Source organism: Desulfosporomusa polytropa (genome assembly GCF_055380075.1).
Genome location: NZ_AP042400.1, coordinates 5,580,105 through 5,598,687, shown reverse-complemented (window position 1 = coordinate 5,598,687; position 18,583 = coordinate 5,580,105). Strand labels below are relative to the sequence as shown.

Annotated in this window: 12 protein-coding genes and 1 pseudogene; 4 read left to right on the top strand and 9 right to left on the bottom strand. The window is 40.1% G+C overall.

Annotated features, from left to right (window positions below):
* Positions 1-254 precede the first annotated feature (254 nt).
* A complete protein-coding gene (locus ACZ449_RS28095) occupies positions 255-1,649 on the top strand; it encodes an MATE family efflux transporter (protein ID WP_464259300.1) in 1,395 nt (464 codons plus the stop codon).
* A gap of 415 nt (positions 1,650-2,064) precedes the next feature.
* Here ACZ449_RS28095 and ACZ449_RS28090 read toward each other — a convergent pair whose 3' ends face one another.
* The 6 genes from ACZ449_RS28090 to ACZ449_RS28065 form a co-directional block, all read right to left on the bottom strand.
* Complete coding sequence (locus ACZ449_RS28090) at positions 2,065-3,549, bottom strand: ATP-binding protein (RefSeq protein ID WP_464259299.1); 1,485 nt, start codon at positions 3,547-3,549, stop codon at positions 2,065-2,067.
* A 99-nt stretch (positions 3,550-3,648) separates the two neighbouring features.
* The gene (locus ACZ449_RS28085) at positions 3,649-6,213 is read right to left on the bottom strand and encodes a RimK family alpha-L-glutamate ligase (RefSeq protein ID WP_464259298.1); all 2,565 of its coding nucleotides are present in this window, start codon (positions 6,211-6,213) and stop codon (positions 3,649-3,651) included.
* Positions 6,214-6,677: 464 nt separating this feature from the next.
* Positions 6,678-7,616 carry a ketopantoate reductase family protein gene (locus ACZ449_RS28080; protein ID WP_464259297.1) on the bottom strand — a complete coding sequence of 313 codons (939 nt, stop codon included), beginning with the start codon at positions 7,614-7,616 and terminating at the stop codon, positions 6,678-6,680.
* A 28-nt stretch (positions 7,617-7,644) separates the two neighbouring features.
* The gene (locus tag ACZ449_RS28075; protein WP_464261955.1) at positions 7,645-8,211 is read right to left on the bottom strand and encodes a YitT family protein; all 567 of its coding nucleotides are present in this window, start codon (positions 8,209-8,211) and stop codon (positions 7,645-7,647) included.
* A gap of 293 nt (positions 8,212-8,504) precedes the next feature.
* The gene (locus ACZ449_RS28070; RefSeq protein ID WP_464259296.1) at positions 8,505-10,484 is read right to left on the bottom strand and encodes a methyl-accepting chemotaxis protein; all 1,980 of its coding nucleotides are present in this window, start codon (positions 10,482-10,484) and stop codon (positions 8,505-8,507) included.
* 291 nt (positions 10,485-10,775) lie between these two features.
* Positions 10,776-11,276: a MarR family winged helix-turn-helix transcriptional regulator gene (locus tag ACZ449_RS28065; protein ID WP_464259295.1), complete on the bottom strand. Its 501-nt coding sequence runs from the start codon at positions 11,274-11,276 to the stop codon at positions 10,776-10,778.
* Between the two features lie 179 nt (positions 11,277-11,455).
* Here ACZ449_RS28065 and ACZ449_RS28060 point away from each other — a divergent pair.
* Positions 11,456-12,802 (top strand): annotated as a pseudogene (locus ACZ449_RS28060) (IS1182 family transposase); the annotation flags it as partial.
* A 210-nt stretch (positions 12,803-13,012) separates the two neighbouring features.
* Here ACZ449_RS28060 and ACZ449_RS28055 read toward each other — a convergent pair.
* The gene (locus ACZ449_RS28055; RefSeq protein WP_464259294.1) at positions 13,013-13,828 is read right to left on the bottom strand and encodes a carboxylesterase family protein; all 816 of its coding nucleotides are present in this window, start codon (positions 13,826-13,828) and stop codon (positions 13,013-13,015) included.
* Between the two features lie 200 nt (positions 13,829-14,028).
* Here ACZ449_RS28055 and ACZ449_RS28050 point away from each other — a divergent pair, with 200 nt between their 5' ends.
* Positions 14,029-14,931, top strand: a complete 903-nt coding sequence (locus ACZ449_RS28050; protein WP_464259293.1) for a GTP pyrophosphokinase — start codon at positions 14,029-14,031, stop codon at positions 14,929-14,931.
* A 158-nt stretch (positions 14,932-15,089) separates the two neighbouring features.
* Here ACZ449_RS28050 and ACZ449_RS28045 read toward each other — a convergent pair whose 3' ends face one another.
* Positions 15,090-15,902 (bottom strand): helix-turn-helix domain-containing protein, encoded by an 813-nt coding sequence (locus ACZ449_RS28045; protein ID WP_464259292.1) that lies wholly within the window; start codon positions 15,900-15,902, stop codon positions 15,090-15,092.
* A gap of 154 nt (positions 15,903-16,056) precedes the next feature.
* Complete coding sequence (locus tag ACZ449_RS28040; protein ID WP_464259291.1) at positions 16,057-16,956, bottom strand: DMT family transporter; 900 nt, start codon at positions 16,954-16,956, stop codon at positions 16,057-16,059.
* A gap of 105 nt (positions 16,957-17,061) precedes the next feature.
* On the opposite strand from ACZ449_RS28040, the gene ACZ449_RS28035 reads away from it, so the two are divergent.
* Positions 17,062-18,537 (top strand): aminotransferase-like domain-containing protein, encoded by a 1,476-nt coding sequence (locus tag ACZ449_RS28035; RefSeq protein ID WP_464259290.1) that lies wholly within the window; start codon positions 17,062-17,064, stop codon positions 18,535-18,537.
* Positions 18,538-18,583: the final 46 nt, after the last annotated feature.

Here is an 18,583-nt window from a genome sequence, read left to right as displayed (position 1 = left end):
GATCAAACAGTTTTACATTGGCAAACTGAAATCTTTGATGAAAGAGATTGGTATATACCAAAAACCATTTGTTTGCTTTATTGAACTGCAAGCCAGTAAAACTGTAACCCCATTTCATAAAATTAACCTATAGATTGTTGTTATCTCTGGAAAATGTATGATTTATTGGAACTATTGGACAGGCCTATAATTCATGTTACAATGATAAGAGTGAAGTAGGATGCTTATCCTTGTGAATTTCAATTTGAGGTGTAATGATGCAAGATTTGACCAAAGGAAATGAAGTAAAACAAATAATTTCTTTCACCATTCCCATGTTTATTGGCAGTTTTTTTCAGCAGTTTTATAATATAGTGGACAGCATCATCGTAGGTAATTATGTCGGTGCCCATGCGTTAGCTGCAATAGGAACAAGTACACCAATTGCCTTTTTTTTTGTGGTAACTATGAATGGGTTTGCGTCCGGAATGGCCATTGTAGTTACTCAATTGTTTGGTGCACAGCGCCTGGACGAACTGCGCAGCGTAGTATTCTCGACCTTCTCGACACTGATTGCCATTTCTCTGGTCATATCCGCAGGCGGGGTATGGGCGACAAACTCGATATTGAAGTATCTATTGAAAGCACCAGAATCCATCCTCCAAGACGCCACTACCTATCTGCAAATTTATTTTGCTAGTTTAGTCTTTATTTTTCTTTATAACGCAGTCTCTTTCCTCTTGCGAGCAATTGGAGATTCACGAACTCCAGTGTATTTTTTAATCGTTTCTTCTATTATCAATGCATTGCTTGCCCTCTTCTTTGTAAAAGAGATGGGCTGGGGAGTCGCAGGAGCTGCCTGGGCCACTTTCATTGCCCAGGGACTCTGTAGCCTAGGGCTTATAACTTATACTTACATTGCTATACCCGTTTACCGTCTACGGTTGGGTGAAGTTGCTTTTGACAAGAAACTGCTGTATATGACTTTGGCACAAGGACTACCCAATGCTCTCCAACAAGCTTTTCTCGGGGTAGGCGGATTAGCATTGCAAGGGCTTGTTAATAGCTTTGGCGAAATCACTATTGCGGCTGCCAGTGCCGCCTTCAAGGTTGAGCAAATTGTCAATCAAATTTCTTTAAACCTTAGCAGAGCTATCAGTATTTTTACTGGACAAAATATTGGTGCTGGCAATATTGACCGGGTAAAGCGAGGGCTGCGTCATACGCTGGTGGCAGGAACTGGGATAGGAATACTCTGCAGTGCTATTGTTATTTTGTTCGGCGAATCGATTATTGGTATATTTCTTGATTCCAATACTGCTAATGCTGCCATTAATGAACAAGTTCTCTTTCAAGGACAGCAATATTTATCTGTCACTGGCTTTTTCTTCCTATTTGTGTTTGCTACCAATATCCTTGCTGGCACACTCAGAGGTAGCAGCGATACAGTATATACAACAGTTGGTACTTTAGCCATCTTTATTATCCGAATTGCAGCCGCCTATATCATGGCAGGTATACCAGCCATCGGATATCAATGCATTTGGTGGTCCCAACCATTTATGTGGGTTATTGGTGCCACTGCCTTATGGGTACGCTATAAGAGCGGAGTCTGGAAAACCAAATCCGTCATTTGCCGATTACAGAAGGCCAAACAGGCAGCTTTATAATGGGCTAACCTGTGCATCATTTATAAACTCTTTATTTCACGTATAACGAAAAAATCCTGCCATATTTCTACAAAATTGGCAGGATTTTTTCGTTATTACTAGCGATGCGGTTCTACCCGACCCTAGCATTTCGTGTATTTGTTTAGTTTCGTATAAAGGGTGTCGCCCCCCTAGCAAAAATTCGCCTAGACTTAAAGTCTAGGCGAACATATTGTATCCATATTTAAATTTACCTAGAAACCCGCGAACCCTTTGAAATCAAGCTACTTCCGCGCTATTAACGCAACTGACTTGATATGCCTAGTATGAACGATATTCACTAAATTCTCCTGGATCTTCAGCTTGATCACAATAAGTCTTACAACTGCTCCATTTCTTTTGTTCTGCTATTACTACCATTTGAGCTTTTACTGGATTACTGATACATCGCCAAATATTCTTTCTCAATATAGCGAAGCAAGTCCTGAGCAAGCGAATCATACAGTTTTACATTGGCAAATTGGAATCTCTGATGATACAGATTGGTGTACAGCAAAAACCATCGATTTTCTGTGCTGATATGTAGTCCGCTAAAAAAGTACTTATTATCCTTTAACACCTTACCAATTTCAGCCGGGAGTGCCTTGTCAGCCGGAATGGCTAACAAACAGGTTACAAAGCCATCCTGCTGTAAAGCAAACGTTTCTTTTTTTAATACGGCTACAAAGTCACTGCCGATTTCGTTCACCTGGATTTCCATGACCTTCTTTTTTTCATTGCCGGTACGCGTTATATTGGTATACATACACGCGGCTTCCGACAGCTCTTCCGCCGATATCTCTGCGGCAATACCGGTATTGGCAAATAAATCCGTGACCACCTGCTGGTGTTCTGGCGGCACGTAGAGCCGTAGCTCCCTGCCTTTCATATTGCTGGTAAGAATCCCGAAAACAAGACTCTCTCTGTACTCCTGCTCAGTATTAATTCCGACAAACCGGGCATGTTCATATACTGACAGGCGTAGCCCCAGCGGTGCAAATTTGTACAATTTATTCAATTGCTGCGAGTACGTATGGCTGGTAACCGTTCTAGAATAGAACAGGGTATTTCTGAAGGCTTCTTCCTGAATCAGTCTTTTACATTGCCTTGCTAACAGCATTATTCCTGGACCGGAACGGTGCCTAGGGTCAATCATGGCTCCTCCAATTTCCGCAAGCTGTGGAGAATCGAAAAAGGCGATTATACAGCCAATTGCCTTTTCTTCCCCGTCTTCCGCCACCAGCGCAACAAGCTTCTCCTCCTCGATTGCTTTTAGCAAGCCGGCCTCATCGTAAAAATAGTTTTTGGCGTAAGAATACCGGTAGGTGCGATACACCAAATCCATGAGCTGTGGAACATGCCTACTGGCAGCCCGAGTTATATGCAGGCCACCTTCCTGCTTCGTATCAACGTCTTCTTTCTCCGGCTCGGCCTTGCTGTGTAAAACCGATTGAAACTCTCCAAGCCGTTTGGTAAATACAATCAACCAGCCATCGCTCCCGCAGTTAATGCATTCGAAGCTGTCTGTCACCTGCTTTGCTAGGCTGAGCCCAAGACCGTCCAAGGTTGTCTCAATATCGCTTACTGTAAACTCCGGCGTCGCCCGGACATTAATGGGTGTACTATGATAGCTAAAAGTGAATTTAACCGCATCGCCATCTTCTTCGCCGCGCAAATAAAAAACCTCTGCATTCTCCGTTGCGGGAAGAGCCTCCATGATATAATTAAAAACCTCTTCCGCCGCTAAACGCAAATTCCCTTTTTCCTTTTCGCTGGCACCCAATGATTGCCCTATCTCAGCAACAACGGCGACTACAACATTCAAAAATTCCATTTTGTACGGTAATGCCAACGAAATTATCGGATTTGCACGATCAATCAAAACAAAATCCCCCTTTTCCAAGTTGTACTATAAGCCAATATATGCCCGACGTTGTCTTTTACTCGCTTCAAACGTCATCATTTCCCGGCGAATGGTGCCTTATTCTTCATACCATGTGAGAGAAGGCTGTTCTTTGATAATAAACGGCAGCTTAATCTGCGCGATTGTCATACCTGGCTTAAGTTTTTGTCCGTATAAATATTCCTGCCAACCCTGCTTCATAATCTGCAGAGCAGGGGCATGCAGCAAATTCTGGCCGCGGGAACAGGAATACACCACTAGACTTTTAGTCAGAGTATTCTCCAGATTTGTTAAAAATTCTTTAGCCGGGAAAGCCATCTTGGCTTCTTCCGGTTCAATGTAACACACATACCGCCTGGCCTGCTGGTCAGGATACAATTGACACTGGCGTAGCGGCAATCCTAATTCAGCTGCTACTTCCCGGATATACTGATAGAGGACAGCCCCAGGTATCTTTTCATCACAGATATTGGCAACCTCAGAGCTTTTGCTGACAAATTCGATGTTTGGTGTATTACCAGTAAATCCGTATACTTTGACAAGATCATTAATATTATAACGATACAATCCGGAATAAGTAGTAACAATTAATTCATATGTTTCTCCATCCTTAACCTCATGGGCAAGTAATGGCAGTCCTCCATCCAACGGCAAAAATTCGAAAAACGCAGTAAACGGTGCAATGGGACCATAAGCATACCCAGGGTTGAGCGGGATATTGATTTTTACCTCACTCGCTCCATAGCCCGCATCCAGGTAAAGAGTATCTGGATTAAGAATGTTACGCACATCCTCCACATAACTTCCTACCGTACTGGACAACCAGAACATGCCAATTAATAGCTGCGGCCAGTAATGTTTGGGCAAAAAGTCGCCGTTTTCTGCTACTCGTATTTGTTTGAGCTCTGCCGCACGTTCAGGGTTGGGCACCAATTTCCCCTCTAAAATTCGACGAATGTCCTTCGGAATATCTAACTGTCTACTAATTGTTCCGGCTTCGATATCGTCAATCAGTTCTTGTGCATTTTTTTTGGCAAAGTCAGCCAGTACTTTCAGCCGTCCGGCATTATTACCGATGACAGCCATCATGTCCTTATGTAAAAGTGCAAAACGCATAATTAAATAATCCACGACTTGATTATTGGGTATATCCATGATTTCGGCAGGATAGGCATCTAATTTGGCTACTTCGGGGTCCGCCTGTGTACGCGTAACACCTGATGATGATCCCATCGGAATTCCGCCCGGTGTCAAGCCAAAAGAGGCTGCATTGACTAGAGCTAAAATATGCCCCCTATTTGTTAGCCCACGGCGGAGGAAAACGGCGAATCGAATATTAGTTACTACCTTTTTGGCTGCGGCTCCGATACTGCTCTCCGGAACGCTCTTTAATTTACTAGATGTAGTCCCGGATGAATTAATGAAATACTCCGCCTTCCCCGGAAAAATAAGATCTTGTTCACCGTTCGCCAGGCATTCCCCATAGACTTCATAATCTGTCCAGCTTGAAATAGGAACCTGTTTACGGAAGTCCTCAATCGAGGTAATGGCAGAAAAATTGTGTTCTCGACCAAACTCCGTATTCTGACAACGGTTGATCATTTCCAGAAGTACTAATTCCTGTACTTTGGGGCATAACTCAAACATCGATCTAACGATACCGGGAAATACGGTACTCGGCAAATCGAGCAAGAGATTGGGCATAGGAGTTGTGTGAGATGCTTTTAGAAATTTTTTCATGCGCCATGATGTAGCCGGCCGTTCAGACAGTTGCGCAGCAATACTGCGCAAGGCAATTGCGGCAACATTAAGCCCTGTTGCTGCTTCGAGTCCCTGAAATCCAGGCAGCGAATTGGCTTCACCTACGATAAAGCCATCAGGACCGAACAGTAAATCAATCCCGCCTATATTCAAACCGAGAATACCTGCTACTTTTTCCGCCAATTCTCTGATTTCTGTATTCATTTCATAGGCTTTGCCGTAGCCGCCATCGGAGATATTGGACTTGAAACCATCACCGGAATTTTGCCGCATAAAACAGCCAATCGCTTTGCCGCCAAAAATGAAGACCCGTAAATCCTTGCCTTTGGTGGCCGCAATATATTCTTGAATCAATACCTCATCTTGGCATCCAGCGGCTTCGTAAAGCTCAACTAGATTCTTCAGTTCCTCAAAAGACTGCAGCAACATCACACCTTTGCCTTTACTGCCGCGCAGTACCTTCATAATCAAAGGAAACCCAAATTCACTTTCGATCCGTTTTAGGTCATATCCTGGCCGTAGCAGTGCCGTTTTTGCAACAGGTAGACCTTGCTGCATCAATATTTGCGAAGTAATTAACTTATCACCGGTTTTTAAGAGCACCTCCGCGTTATTGAGACAAAGCACGCCCATTGCGTCAAGCTGACGAAGAACAGCAAGATTATAATAATCCACTTCATTGAAAAAAGCAGCTAGGGCAAATTCCGGTAATTCCTTTTTTATTCCTTTGACATAAATTGTCCCGGTATTGTCATTGTCCAAGAGTAATTCAATATCTTTGGGATATACCAGTTCCAAACATACTTTCGCTTTAGCCGCTTCTTCTGCGACCCGTTTCAACTCATGTATTTCTGTATTATCATGCAAAATCCAACCGTGCATAGGACACCTCTCTATCTTAATACATACTTAATACGTTTTTCTATATAATTACATAATTCCTGGGTTTATTGGAACTATTGGCCATACTATAATTCATGTTACAATGACAAGAGCAAACTAGGACTTCAACATTGCAAATTTTAATTTGAAGGTGTAATCATGCAAGATTTGACCAAAGGAAATGAAGTAAAACAAATAGTTTTTTTCAGCAGTTTTATAATATAGCATTGCAAGGGCTTGTTAATAGCTTTGGCAAAATCACTATTGCGGCTGCCAGTGCCGCGGAATAACCTGTGCATCATTTATAAACTCTTTATTTCACATAGTAACGAAAAAATCCTGCCAAATTTCTACAAAATTGGCAGGATTTTTTCGTTATTACTAGCGATGCGGTTCTACCCGACTAATCTTAACCGCCCTAGGATACAAAGAAACGGTTCTTTTAGGACTATATTTCTGGAATATTAGAATTGCATTTCATATGTGTCTTCCATTATTTTCACCATCTTATATAACAATTCATTATAGGGTGTTGGTACCCCCAATACTAAGCCCTCTTTATAGATAGCACCATTAATAAATTCAATCTCAGTCTTGGCTTTGTTTTTCATATCCTGAGCGGTAGAAGGAAGATGGGCATAAAGTTCAGTATTAATTGGCGTCTTTCCACCATTAATACTAAGCTGATCTTCTGTAAACTGTATCCCCTTTGCGGTTCCTACTGCTATTACCTCATTTCTTACAGCTAGCATTAATTCCTCTGTGCCAGCTGCAGCAAGAGCTTGTCCCATTGTTAATCGTAATAACCCAAATACTACATTGGTAGAATTATTTCTCAATTTGATCCAGACTTCACTGTCAATATCGTCTCTAAGGATAACTTTAACTCCAGTTCTCCCTAATAAGCCGGCTATTTTTTTCAAGTCATTATTGATTACCTTTTTCGTAGATCCAAAACAAATTTTCGAGTTTTTACCAATAAAGCCTCGAATGTGACCTAGTTCAACCATCTTTCCGGCAAACTCCAAAATGCCGTATAATATCTGATCCATATTATAATACCGGGCCAAAATCTCAACATTACCGATACCATTTTGCAGGGTCATTATATAGGTTTTATCCCCAGCAAGACATTTTGCTGATTTAGCCGCAACATCAGTATAGCAGCCTTTTACTAAAAATATGATAACATCCATTATTTGATCAATTTCCGAAGGAGATTGTACTGCATTTATTTTTACGATATCTTCTGTGTCATTTATACTTATTTTTAATCCATTCGTCTGTATATGCTTTACAATTGTTTCATTGGCATCGACAAGCCAAACCTCCGCACCAGCCTTATGCAGTATTGCCCCAATCAGGCTCCCCATCACACCTGCCCCGATGATAGCAACTTTCATTGAACTCTCCCCTTTAACCAAATTATAATTATTGAACCTTTTGGGGAATGATTGCATTAGCTATCTTTCCTTTATAATAACTTATAATATAAGATGTTATAATAACCGACAGCAACGAATACAACCCTTTCTCCAGACCAACTGAGTAGAAGTATGCTATGACGATTATAGAATCCACCCATAAAGTAATTTTCCCCGGATCAAAGCCAAATCTCTTTTGTAAATAAAGGGCTACGACATTAACTCCGCCTAATGAAGAGCCGTTCCAAAACAGAAGCGATAATCCAAGTCCTAACAATCCTCCACCACATATAGCTCCAACATATCCTGGAATGATGAAATCAGGAAGCAGTCGATTGATTTCTGTCAGACAAGAAAGTGTTAGTACTGCAAAGAAAGTTGAAAGAGTAAAATTTAAACCCATTCGAAAAATAGACAGAAGATAAAATGGTATACTTACTAACATTAAAGCAATTGAAAATGGCATATTAAATAAATATGATACGCCTAGCGCTATCCCAGTAGTACCACCGGTAACAAGATGAGAATGGCTAAGAAATATCACCCCGCCGCAAACTACTAAACAACCAAGAATTACATGTAGGATTTTCCGTAAAATATTAGTTCCTCCTTTACCATCATCGCTTCTTTAACTTATTATATAGTCTCCACTTACTGGAGAGTCAACTGTTGTTCATGGTGCCAGGGGACGGGGTTCTCGGGGAACAAATGTTAGCTCAATCCCACTTTGTATTTAACTTGCCATATAAAAAAAGGAATTTCTGCCAAATTAATATATAAATTTAGCAGAAATTCCTTTTTTTGTTTTTCCTTATGCTTCGCTTATAATCAGACTTTCTTTATTGCCTTTACGATTCTAAACTTAGGCTATATTTTAAATTTTGATACAGCGGTCTGCAGATCATAGGCTAATTTTGACAAAGCTTCACTAGAGCTAGCTATTTCTTCCATAGAGGCCATTTGCTCCTCAGTCGCAGCTGAAACGCTTTGAGATTCACTTGCTGAAATTTGACTTAGCTCATCAATTCTTTGAACTGACCCCACAATTTGTTGACTACTTGAAGCAATTTGTTGGATTTCGGATGATATTTCTTTTACCTGTCTGGTCACATGTGTTACCAATTCAGCAATTTCACAGAAAGCAGCCCCTGCAGCATTGACCACCTCAGCCCCAGTCTTTACCTCCCTTGTTCCATCATTCATAGCTATAACTGCCTTTTGGGTATCTCCCTGAATTTCACCAATTAGATCGGTAATTTTCTTTGTTGCTTCCTGAGACTGTTCAGCTAGTTTCCTTACTTCTTCAGCCACAACTGCAAAACCTCGGCCCTGCTCGCCCGCCCGCGCAGCCTCAATAGCAGCGTTGAGAGCTAAGAGGTTGGTCTGTCCAGCAATACCCGAGATAGTATCAACAATATGGCCAATTTCTTGTGAACGCTCACCTAGTTTGGCTACTACCTTAGCCGAAGTATTAACGGTATTCTCAATATTACTCATCTGGGTTACTGCCTTATCAACTGCTTTACCACCTTCTTGTGCCTTATCTTCTGCTAGAGCCGATTGGGCTGTAACTTGATTCGTGTTTACAGCAACCTGTTGAATACTTGCTGACATTTGCTCTACCACAGCCGCTGCTTCATTATTCGCAACTAGTTGTTCATTTGTTCCACTGGCCACACCAGTTATAGATGTAGCTATCTGGTTAGCTGCAAGTGATGACTGTTCTGCACTTGCCGAAAGTTCCTCGCTGGAAGCTGCAACTTGTTCGGAACTGTTTTGCACCTGAGAAATCAAGTTACGCAAATTCAATACCATTTTATTAAACCCAGTTGCCAGTTCTGCAATTTCGTCCTTACCAGTAAGAGTGGTTTGTACAGTGAGATCCCCATTAGCAACTATATTGACTTGTTCGGTTAATAATTCTATTGGTCTCGTTATACGTTTCATCATGAAAAAGGTAATCAATATTACAGCAAGCACAAATATCAGTGTTATTGATGAAAGCAGCAGTTTTAGAGTAGTTAAAGGTTTATAAATAACTCTTTCAGGAACAACAGTCACAAACGTCCAGCCAGTCAATGGGACCTTTTGATAAACAACTAACATATCTTCGCCATTATTGGAGTAATTTGTGAATCCTTTATCATTACCCATAATTTCTTTGTATGTAGCGGTAAGTGGTTTAAATTTTTCAATTTCAAAAATACTTTTGGATACCAATTCAGGGTCAGGATAGGTTAACAATAGCCCTTTGGCATCAATCAAGTATGAATATCCTTCTTCGTACAACTTTACCCCTTTCATATCATCCACTAGCGTTTGGAGTAATATGTCTTCAGCAATAATTCCACGAAATTGTCCTGACACGCCTTTTATTGGCATAGCCACTGATACTGCCATTTGTTTCGTGACAGAATCTAAATAGGGATCAGAAAAAGTAAGTTTTGATTGTTCCAGAGCTTGTTTGTACCAACTACGAGTACGTGGATCGAAACCCGCTGGTGGCGTCCAACCACTTCCGTCAATCATTTTCCCATCAGCAGCTCCGAAATACATATCTGATAATTCTTTATCAACTGCTTTATATCCAGCTAACATCGGTACTGTTATTTCATTGTCACCTATACTGCTTTGTATATTAGCATACGTTATCTCTAACATTTTAGCCTTACTAATAAGCCATCCATTTAAATTGTTTACTTGAGCATTAGTGCTAGATAACAACTCTTTTTGGATTCCTACACTCAGTTGTTGTTTTGCAAAAATATAACCGGTTATCGATGATACTAAAAGAACAATTAAGGTTAAAGAGGAAAATACCAACGTCAATTTAGCTTTTAATTTCACTTTGATCACCCCTAAAAAGATACTTTTGCAGATTCATCAATTAATACCACGTGCATGCCAATATCCGCTCCCCCATTTCTAATCTGTATATTAAAGAGGACGATCTTTACTCAAATTGAGTAAAGATCGTCCTCTTTGACTTGTTAAATAAATTTTATACTACATAAACTAACTCGTCAAGTAAAATATACCATACAGAGTAAACTTTCCTGGCATAATATTCTTGTTTGATCAATCTCGTTTGGGGGTAAACCGATATTAGTATGTATTGGCTACGTCACTTCCAAAGTCTCATTCCTCTTGGAAGTTCTTTATTTCTTTCCAATTCTGTTCAATATTCTCACGCATTCTCTTTAACAATTTCGACGCGCGCTCTCTGTCCTCGGGGTTAAATCCAGTAAAACAGTATTCCATATTTCGGTTTTCTTCTTCTATAAGATAGGCGTACACGTTCTGAGCTTTAGGCGACGAAAAAAGATGCCACATTCTTTTATCCTCATTACTGCGTTCTCTCAACACATATCCCTCATCCATCAACTTTTGTACCGCTTTGGTGGTTGTTGCTTTGTCTACTTTAAGAATGTTAGAGAGATCGATCAGATTGATACCTGGATACTCACAAATACGGGTCAAAAAAATAAATTGGCCTCTTTGTAGTTTTATTTCTCGAAATTTAATATCGCTAATTGACTGAATACAACGTGCCAACGCCCCAACGTCTCGAAGAACTTCATTTTTTAAAATGCTGATACTTATCCCCCCATGTTGAAACTTAGTTTTAATTTCAACCAATTTTAGTTTATCATTATTTAGTTGAAATATCAACTTTATTGCAAATTTTCTTACCTTCGTTCATGGCTAGTTTTGTATAAAATAGGCATTAGTCAATCTTATGACTAATGCCTCAGACTGTAGACAAAAGGACAATCACTTCCAGTTTTATGATAAAATAGAACTGGGAGTGATTTCTTATGTATGTGAAGAAAAATAGAATAAATCAAAGACAAATAAAGTTTTTATGTTTAGAAGATTTGGTTCCAGAGAATCATCTTTTACGAGATATAGATAGAGCCATTGATTTTAGTTTCATCTACGATGAGGTAAAAGGATTATACAGCGAAATCGAGTGGGGTAAACCAGGAATTGACCCGGTATCCCTATTTAAAATTGTTTTTATTCAATATCTTTTTGGCATTCGCAGTATGCGTCAAACTATCAAAGAACTTGAAGTCAATATGGCCTATCGGTGGTTTATTGGCTATGATATTGGAGAGCCGATCCCCCACTTTTCAACCTTCGGGAAGAATTACGCCAGACGTTTTAAAGGAACAAATGTGTTTGAACGAATTTTTACTCGGGTTTTGGATGAGATAATCCGTTGCGGCTTTGTTGATGCTAATGCAGCATTCCTTGATGGAACCCATATCAAAGCAAGTGCTAATAAGAAAAAAGCCACTAATAAAATTGTAGAAAAACAGGCAAAACAGTATCAGCAGCAATTAGATGAGGAAATAGCAAAAGATCGAGAGACTCATGGGAAGAAACCACTAAAAAATGATGATGATGATACACCAAAATCTCCGGAAACGAAAAACATTAAGGAAAGTACAACTGATCCAGAAAGCGGCTTGTTTCATAAAGGTGAGCATGAAAAGTGCTTTGCCTATGTGGCAAATACAGTCTGTGACCGACATAACTTCATACTCGATTTTGAAGTAGGCGCAGGCAATATACATGACAGTAGAATGTTTGATGGAGTGTACGAGAAACTGATCCGTAAATTTCCTGAAATTCAAGTGATTGCCATAGATGCTGGATATAAAACTCCGTGGATTATGAAGCAAATCATAGATAGTAATAGAATACCAGCCGTTCCATATAAGCGTCCTATGACGAAATCTGGTTTTTTTAAGAAGTATGAATATGTCTATGATGAATATAACGACTGCATCCTTTGTCCTGCCAATCAGGTGTTACCTTACAGTACAACCAATCGCGAAGGATATCGAGAATATAAAAGTGATCCGAATTACTGTAAAGACTGTAAGTTTCTAAATCAGTGTACGCAAAGTAAAGCGCAGCAAAAAATAGTTACGCGCCATGTATGGGAACCGTATATGGAATTAGCGGAAGACTATCGGCATACCCCCATGTATCGAGAGATTTATCAAAAGAGAAGTCAAACGATAGAACGCGTGTTTGCCGATGCTAAAGAAAAACATGCCATGAGATACACCCAATTGCGTGGTCTGCAAAAAGTTAAGATGCAGGTGACGCTCACTTTTGCGTGCATGAATTTAAAAAAGTTAGCAACCTGGAAACGAAGAAAGGGGCTCTTAGCTCCTGTTTCCCAAGTTTATTCGCAATTTAAACCATCACTGATTAATTTTTTGTTTATTTCTTTCAAAAAGGCACCTTACGCAAAGCGTAAGGTGCCTTTTTGTCGACGATCTGAGGCATTAGTCAATCTTATGACTAATGCCTATTTTATACGTGAGTCAGCATCACTTGAAATCCTAATGCCATTATCAATGCTGTCGAGTATTGGTTAGAAACCAATTGTAAAGTTCCTGATTTTTATATACACCAGCAATGTCGTGCCCTTGATCTGGTAAAACCGTAAGCTTCGGTCTGCTGCCTTGCGCTAGTAGAGCATTAATCATTGCTTCATCATTTATCAATGGACAAATGGTATCCTTTTCACCATGAAAGGCCCATATTGGCAAAGAAATCAACTGCCTATTCCAACTGTTTGGAACTGTCGGATTAGAGGCTAGAGGAGCTATCGCAGCAAAGTACTCTGGATGTTGGCAAGCTAGCAACCATGTGCCATTCCCTCCCATACTTGTTCCAGTCAGATATACTCTATCTTCATCAATACGATATTTTTTAGAAACATCATCAAGTAATGCAGTCAGAATATCTGACTTATTCAACCAATCTTCACCATCAGGACATTGTGGTGCAAGAACAACAAATGAAAAATCCGGGCGTTGTTCTGCGAACCAAGAAGGCCCATAACTTTTCACTAAGTCTAGTTCATGCCCACGCAATGAACTTCCATGTAAAAATAAAATCATCGGCCACCTATTTGTAGTTTGAGTATATTTTGCAGGAAAGATAAGCAAATATTGCAGTTTCTGATCATTATATATAAAAGTACTCTTTTTTTCTACAAAGGTTTCTGACTTCGCTATAGTTTCTAGAGTACTTGGCGTTACCGTAATTAAAGATGAACTGATAGTATGCTTTTTCTCTTGTTCGCCAAAATTAAAATCTTTTTGCAAAAAATAAGATGATGCTGCCATTACTATTAAAATGATTATACCTATTGTTTTTTTCAAAACTGACATTCTCCCCTCTCTAGACTCCATACATTATAAATCTCTGGGTAATTTTTCTAAAATAATTATAAAAGTTGAGTAATATTATAAAGTAAATATAGACACCGTTTTCATCCCCTAAATTTTTCGGTTCTAGTGATCGTATAAATTTACGCTTTAATAAAGTTATTATATTTCATTATCACTCAGGAGGCATTTAAATGGAAAAAACACTTGATTTGTATAGAAAAAACCGTTCTATGTATAATGATTTTACCCATGAAATGCAAGATTTAGTAACTAATTTTTTAATGAAAAAAAATATTCGTATTCATTCTATAGTATCACGTATTAAGGGAGAAACTAGCTTAAAAAATAAAATAATCAAGAAAAATTATACCAAATTGGAAGAAATGACCGATTTATGCGGCATTCGCATTATTACATACTTTTCAGACGATGTTGATTTAGTTGCAGATATCATTCAAAAATCTTTAACAATTGATCAGAAAAACTCGGTAGATAAGAGAAAGCTGCTGTCAGTAACTCAGTTTGGTTACTTATCTGTACATTTTATAGCTAGTTTGACAACAAGCCAGCTACAGCTGCCTCAATATAAAAAATTCGAAAATTGTAAAGTTGAAATTCAAATTTGCTCTATTTTACAGCATGCTTGGGCAGAAATTGAACATGACTTAGAATATAAGTCACAAGCCACTATTTCCTATACCGTAAGGCGTAAGTTTTCACGTTTAGCTGGATTATTGGAAATAGCGGATTCAGAATTTGCAGTACTTCGTGATCATTTTCAACCGTCTCCTGTATTAACAAAAAAACAGCTCTCTGCACCAGAACTATTTCCTTCAAAAACATCCACACCGCAAAAATTTTCCGAAAAACTCAGACTGAAATTCCCTTTGGTCGAAGCCTTAGGTTCTACTATACGGGAACATATCGATTTTACAACACTAAAAATTGGCTCTACATATACCGCCCTAGGCATGATTTTAGCATTGCTAATAACTCATATGGTAAATATACCACATCTTTTTTCCGTTATCACAGCTTACATCCATACAGAAAAGCGTGTTTTATTTTCATTAATCAGCACCTATTCTGTATAATTTTACATGCTAGAAGGTAAATCGGAACGAGGAAACTACGTAGAAAGAACTGTTAACTAATGGTATCCGTTCTTTGCATTTCGATTTTCTTTTCTAATATAAAGTGTTCCACTTTTGACATGACACCCATATGTTTCCTAGCTTAGCAGGAACTGAAATCATTTTTTCCTAGCTATGATATAACTCACTGCATGTTGATGTGGAATATTGGCCGAGTTACAATCGATAATTTGCTCTCCACACTGAATTATTTCCCAATCGTGATAATATCCTGCCAATTCACCCGACCAATAGAAAAATTCATTTTTCTCCCAATCAGGTGCTATTGCGATAAAAGGTTTATCTACAAAAACAAGGTGGGCGTTATAGCCACCAATATTGGTATAGTGCTTATATTTCTCAAAATGATTTCTTCGCTGGTCCAATGGCAAAAACTGAAGTGACCCCATGGAGTAGATGACATCATAAAAGTCACTGAATTCAAAGCCCATTAGATTGGCATGTATAGTATTTACCGTACAATTTTCCAGTTTACTATAATGCTTGATTTTTTCTATGCCTGGTATGGATATTTCTAACGAATCAACGGTAAAACCACATTTTGCGAAATAGATTGAATCCCGCCCTTCACCGCTGCCGACGTCTATTAGATGCCTACCTTTTGTGTCTTTTATGATAGTTACAATCTGCTCTGCCAGTAATGAATGCTGCATTCCCCAATAATACTTCTCTTTCTGGTACTCTTTGTCGTATGGACTGGATTTAATCGTTACATCTCTCCCTGTTAGCAGTCTGTCAATAGAAACTTCCAATACACTTGCTAAATTCGGCAATAAGGCTGTATCGGGTAAAGCATTACCGTTTTCCCATTTAGAAACTGCCTGTGCTGTAATACTAAGGCTCACTGCGATTTGTTCCTGAGTGAACCCCTTTTCTTTCCGCAATAAAGCTATTCGTTCTCCGACTTGCATTAACACCACCCCCTTGAGGCAACAAGATTATACTGTATAACAATTGTAACCCTGATAGAATATTGAGTCCAACGAATGTTGGTTGTATGTAAATCCCAAAGCTCAACTCTCAGTTGTGCTTAGATCGTCAATATCGTCTGAATCACTGGACAGATCAGTTATCTAAGCAAATACTCTTTAGCCAGGTTTCCAGCGTGGCCGCCCTGCTAACCAAATATACACCACCAAGCACTAAACCTAATCCCACAAAGGAATAAACGGACAAGTATTCTGACAGAACGTAATAGCCGACAAACTGCGCGATAACAGGCGAAATATAAGTCCAGGTCGAAGGAAGCAGCGGCCCTGCCCGGCGAACTAGCCAGTAATAGGCGCCATGTCCGGTAAGAGAGCCAAAAACAACCAAGTACAGCCAGGATAACGATATTGGGGAAGTAATCGTAACTGCTGCCGTTTCCGTAAACAAAGAAAGTAATACCAGCAGACTCCCCCCAATGACCATTTGCCAACCATTTAGTACAAACGGACTACACCCTGCCGCAAAGATTCGTTTTGAAGTCATTGTTCCGAAAACACAACCTGCTTCAGCACCGAGAATAACCATTACCGCAATAATAGCTTCGGTTGTTGCATTTATCCCGAGCGCCGGTAGTACCGCGACCGTCACTCCAATAAAGGATAGTATTAACCCGCTGCTTTTAATCCAAAGATTTTCCCGAATCCCCTGAAACCACTCTACAATACTAATCATAAGCGGCGTAGTTGCCGCCAGTAATGCCGCAACGCTTGACGAGATATAGCGCTCGCCCCAGTATAAACACCCAAACATAATTGCCGTCATAAACACACCCACAATTAAAACATCTTGCCTCATCCCCGGTTTAATCCGAATATCGCCCTTCATCAATTTTACAGATGCCAAAACAATAACTCCGGCAAAGAAAAACCGTGTACCGGCAAAAAGAAACGGCGGCGCACCGGCGTCTATGCCAACTTTTATTGCTAAAAACGTTGTACCAAAGATTAAACACATTAACCCATATACTATATACATGCAATCGCCCTCTTCCCTGTTATATAACTTAAGTGTATATTATTCTTATAAAACCATTAAATCGCTATAACAGTCAAATAGTCACTATAACAGTTGGAGGGTCATATGAAAATTTCAATAAATCGCCAAAGTAATGTTTCCGTCCGTGAGCAAGTCTATTTGGAAATATCCCAGCGCATCCGTTCCGGTCTGCTGGAACCTAATACTAAATTGCCTTCTGTCCGGGAGTTGGCCGAAGAATTAAGCATCAGTCTGGTAACGGCACACCGAGTCTATAAACTGCTTGATAATAACGGCCTAACGGAAAGTATTCGCGGCAAAGGCAGTTTTGTGCGTAATATAAAAAAAGAAACTTCCCTTGCGGACGCCCCGCCTTCGTTTGATTGGCAGCTTTCCATACCTGACTATCTCCCACGCGCCAGTTTTTGGAGTCAAAGCACCGTACGATTATCTGCTGGTATACTAGACTTAGCCTCAGCCTCTGTCCATCATTCTTTGTTACCCTTGAATTTAATTCAGCTCTCTATCAGAGAAGCACTGGAAAAAACACCTGCCGCTTTAGGACAATACGCTAATTTTCAGGGTGATGATGAGTTTATTCATCTAGTTGCAGACTATTTGAAACAGTTGGCAATTCCAATAAAGCCGCACCAGTTGATTGTCACTAATGGCACTCAGCAAGGCATTGATCTTTTTGCGCGTACCTTTTTGGGTCCCAATGACACTATTGCCATTGAAACCCCTTGCTTCTCTGGCGCTATTGATGCCTTTCGACTGTCTCATGCTAACTTACAGCCTATCCCCGTAGATGCAGACGGGATACGGGTGGATATCTTAGAAGACTTAGCACCGCATATCCGCCTCAAGGCCATTTACGTTGTACCGACAGGTCAAAACCCTACGGGAGCTATTATGTCTTTATCCCGGAGGCAAGACCTCCTGCAGTTTGCCCGGCAACATAATATTCTAATATTGGAGGACGAGCCCCACCGCGAGCTGGAAATATCCACTGTTAAACGCGCGATACTGCCGCCGCCTCTAAAAACTCTCGACACCGACGGAAGAGTAATTTATCTAAAAGGCTTCAGCAAATTTCTCTTTCCCGGCATGAGGCTGGGATTGCTTGCTGCCGAAGGAAGCATATACAACCGTTTACTTGCCGCCAAATCCATAGCTGACCTTGGCTCGCCACTATGGCTGCAAAAATCACTTCTTCCCTTTTTTAAAAATCCACAACTTTTACGTTCTATTGCCAAGCTGAGTACTCGACTAGATATACGGCGCAAACAGGTTCTGCAAACTCTTGACCGCCTGCTCGCCCCCCAAATTGCCCGCCCCAAACAATCAGCAGGCCTTTACCTTTGGTTATCCATGCCGCCTGGCATTAATACCGACCATTTGATCCCTGAAGCCCATCGCTGCGGCATCCATTTCCTCCCTGGCTCTATTTTCTACCCTGGCGAACCAGAAACCAACCATCTACGAATATGCTGGACGAATATGACTGACGAAGATCTGCCAAAAGCCTTGGAAATACTATGCTCCCTATTAAATCGAGCTGTAAATAGCCATAAAAACTAAAAGCCTTCGCCGATTAGTGTCAATGCTATTGTTTAATTATCCTTCG

Bases quoted from the DNA above. Each gene is read 5' to 3' on its own strand.
- ACZ449_RS28095 (WP_464259300.1), top strand. From the start codon at position 255: ATGATGCAAGATTTGACCAAAGGAAATGAAGTAAAACAAATAATTTCT.
- ACZ449_RS28085 (WP_464259298.1), bottom strand. From the start codon at position 6,213: ATGCACGGTTGGATTTTGCATGATAATACAGAAATACATGAGTTGAAA.
- ACZ449_RS28080 (WP_464259297.1), bottom strand. From the start codon at position 7,616: ATGAAAGTTGCTATCATCGGGGCAGGTGTGATGGGGAGCCTGATTGGG.
- ACZ449_RS28050 (WP_464259293.1), top strand. From the start codon at position 14,029: ATGGAAAAAACACTTGATTTGTATAGAAAAAACCGTTCTATGTATAAT.
- ACZ449_RS28045 (WP_464259292.1), bottom strand. From the start codon at position 15,902: ATGCAAGTCGGAGAACGAATAGCTTTATTGCGGAAAGAAAAGGGGTTC.
- ACZ449_RS28040 (WP_464259291.1), bottom strand. From the start codon at position 16,956: ATGTATATAGTATATGGGTTAATGTGTTTAATCTTTGGTACAACGTTT.
- ACZ449_RS28035 (WP_464259290.1), top strand. From the start codon at position 17,062: ATGAAAATTTCAATAAATCGCCAAAGTAATGTTTCCGTCCGTGAGCAA.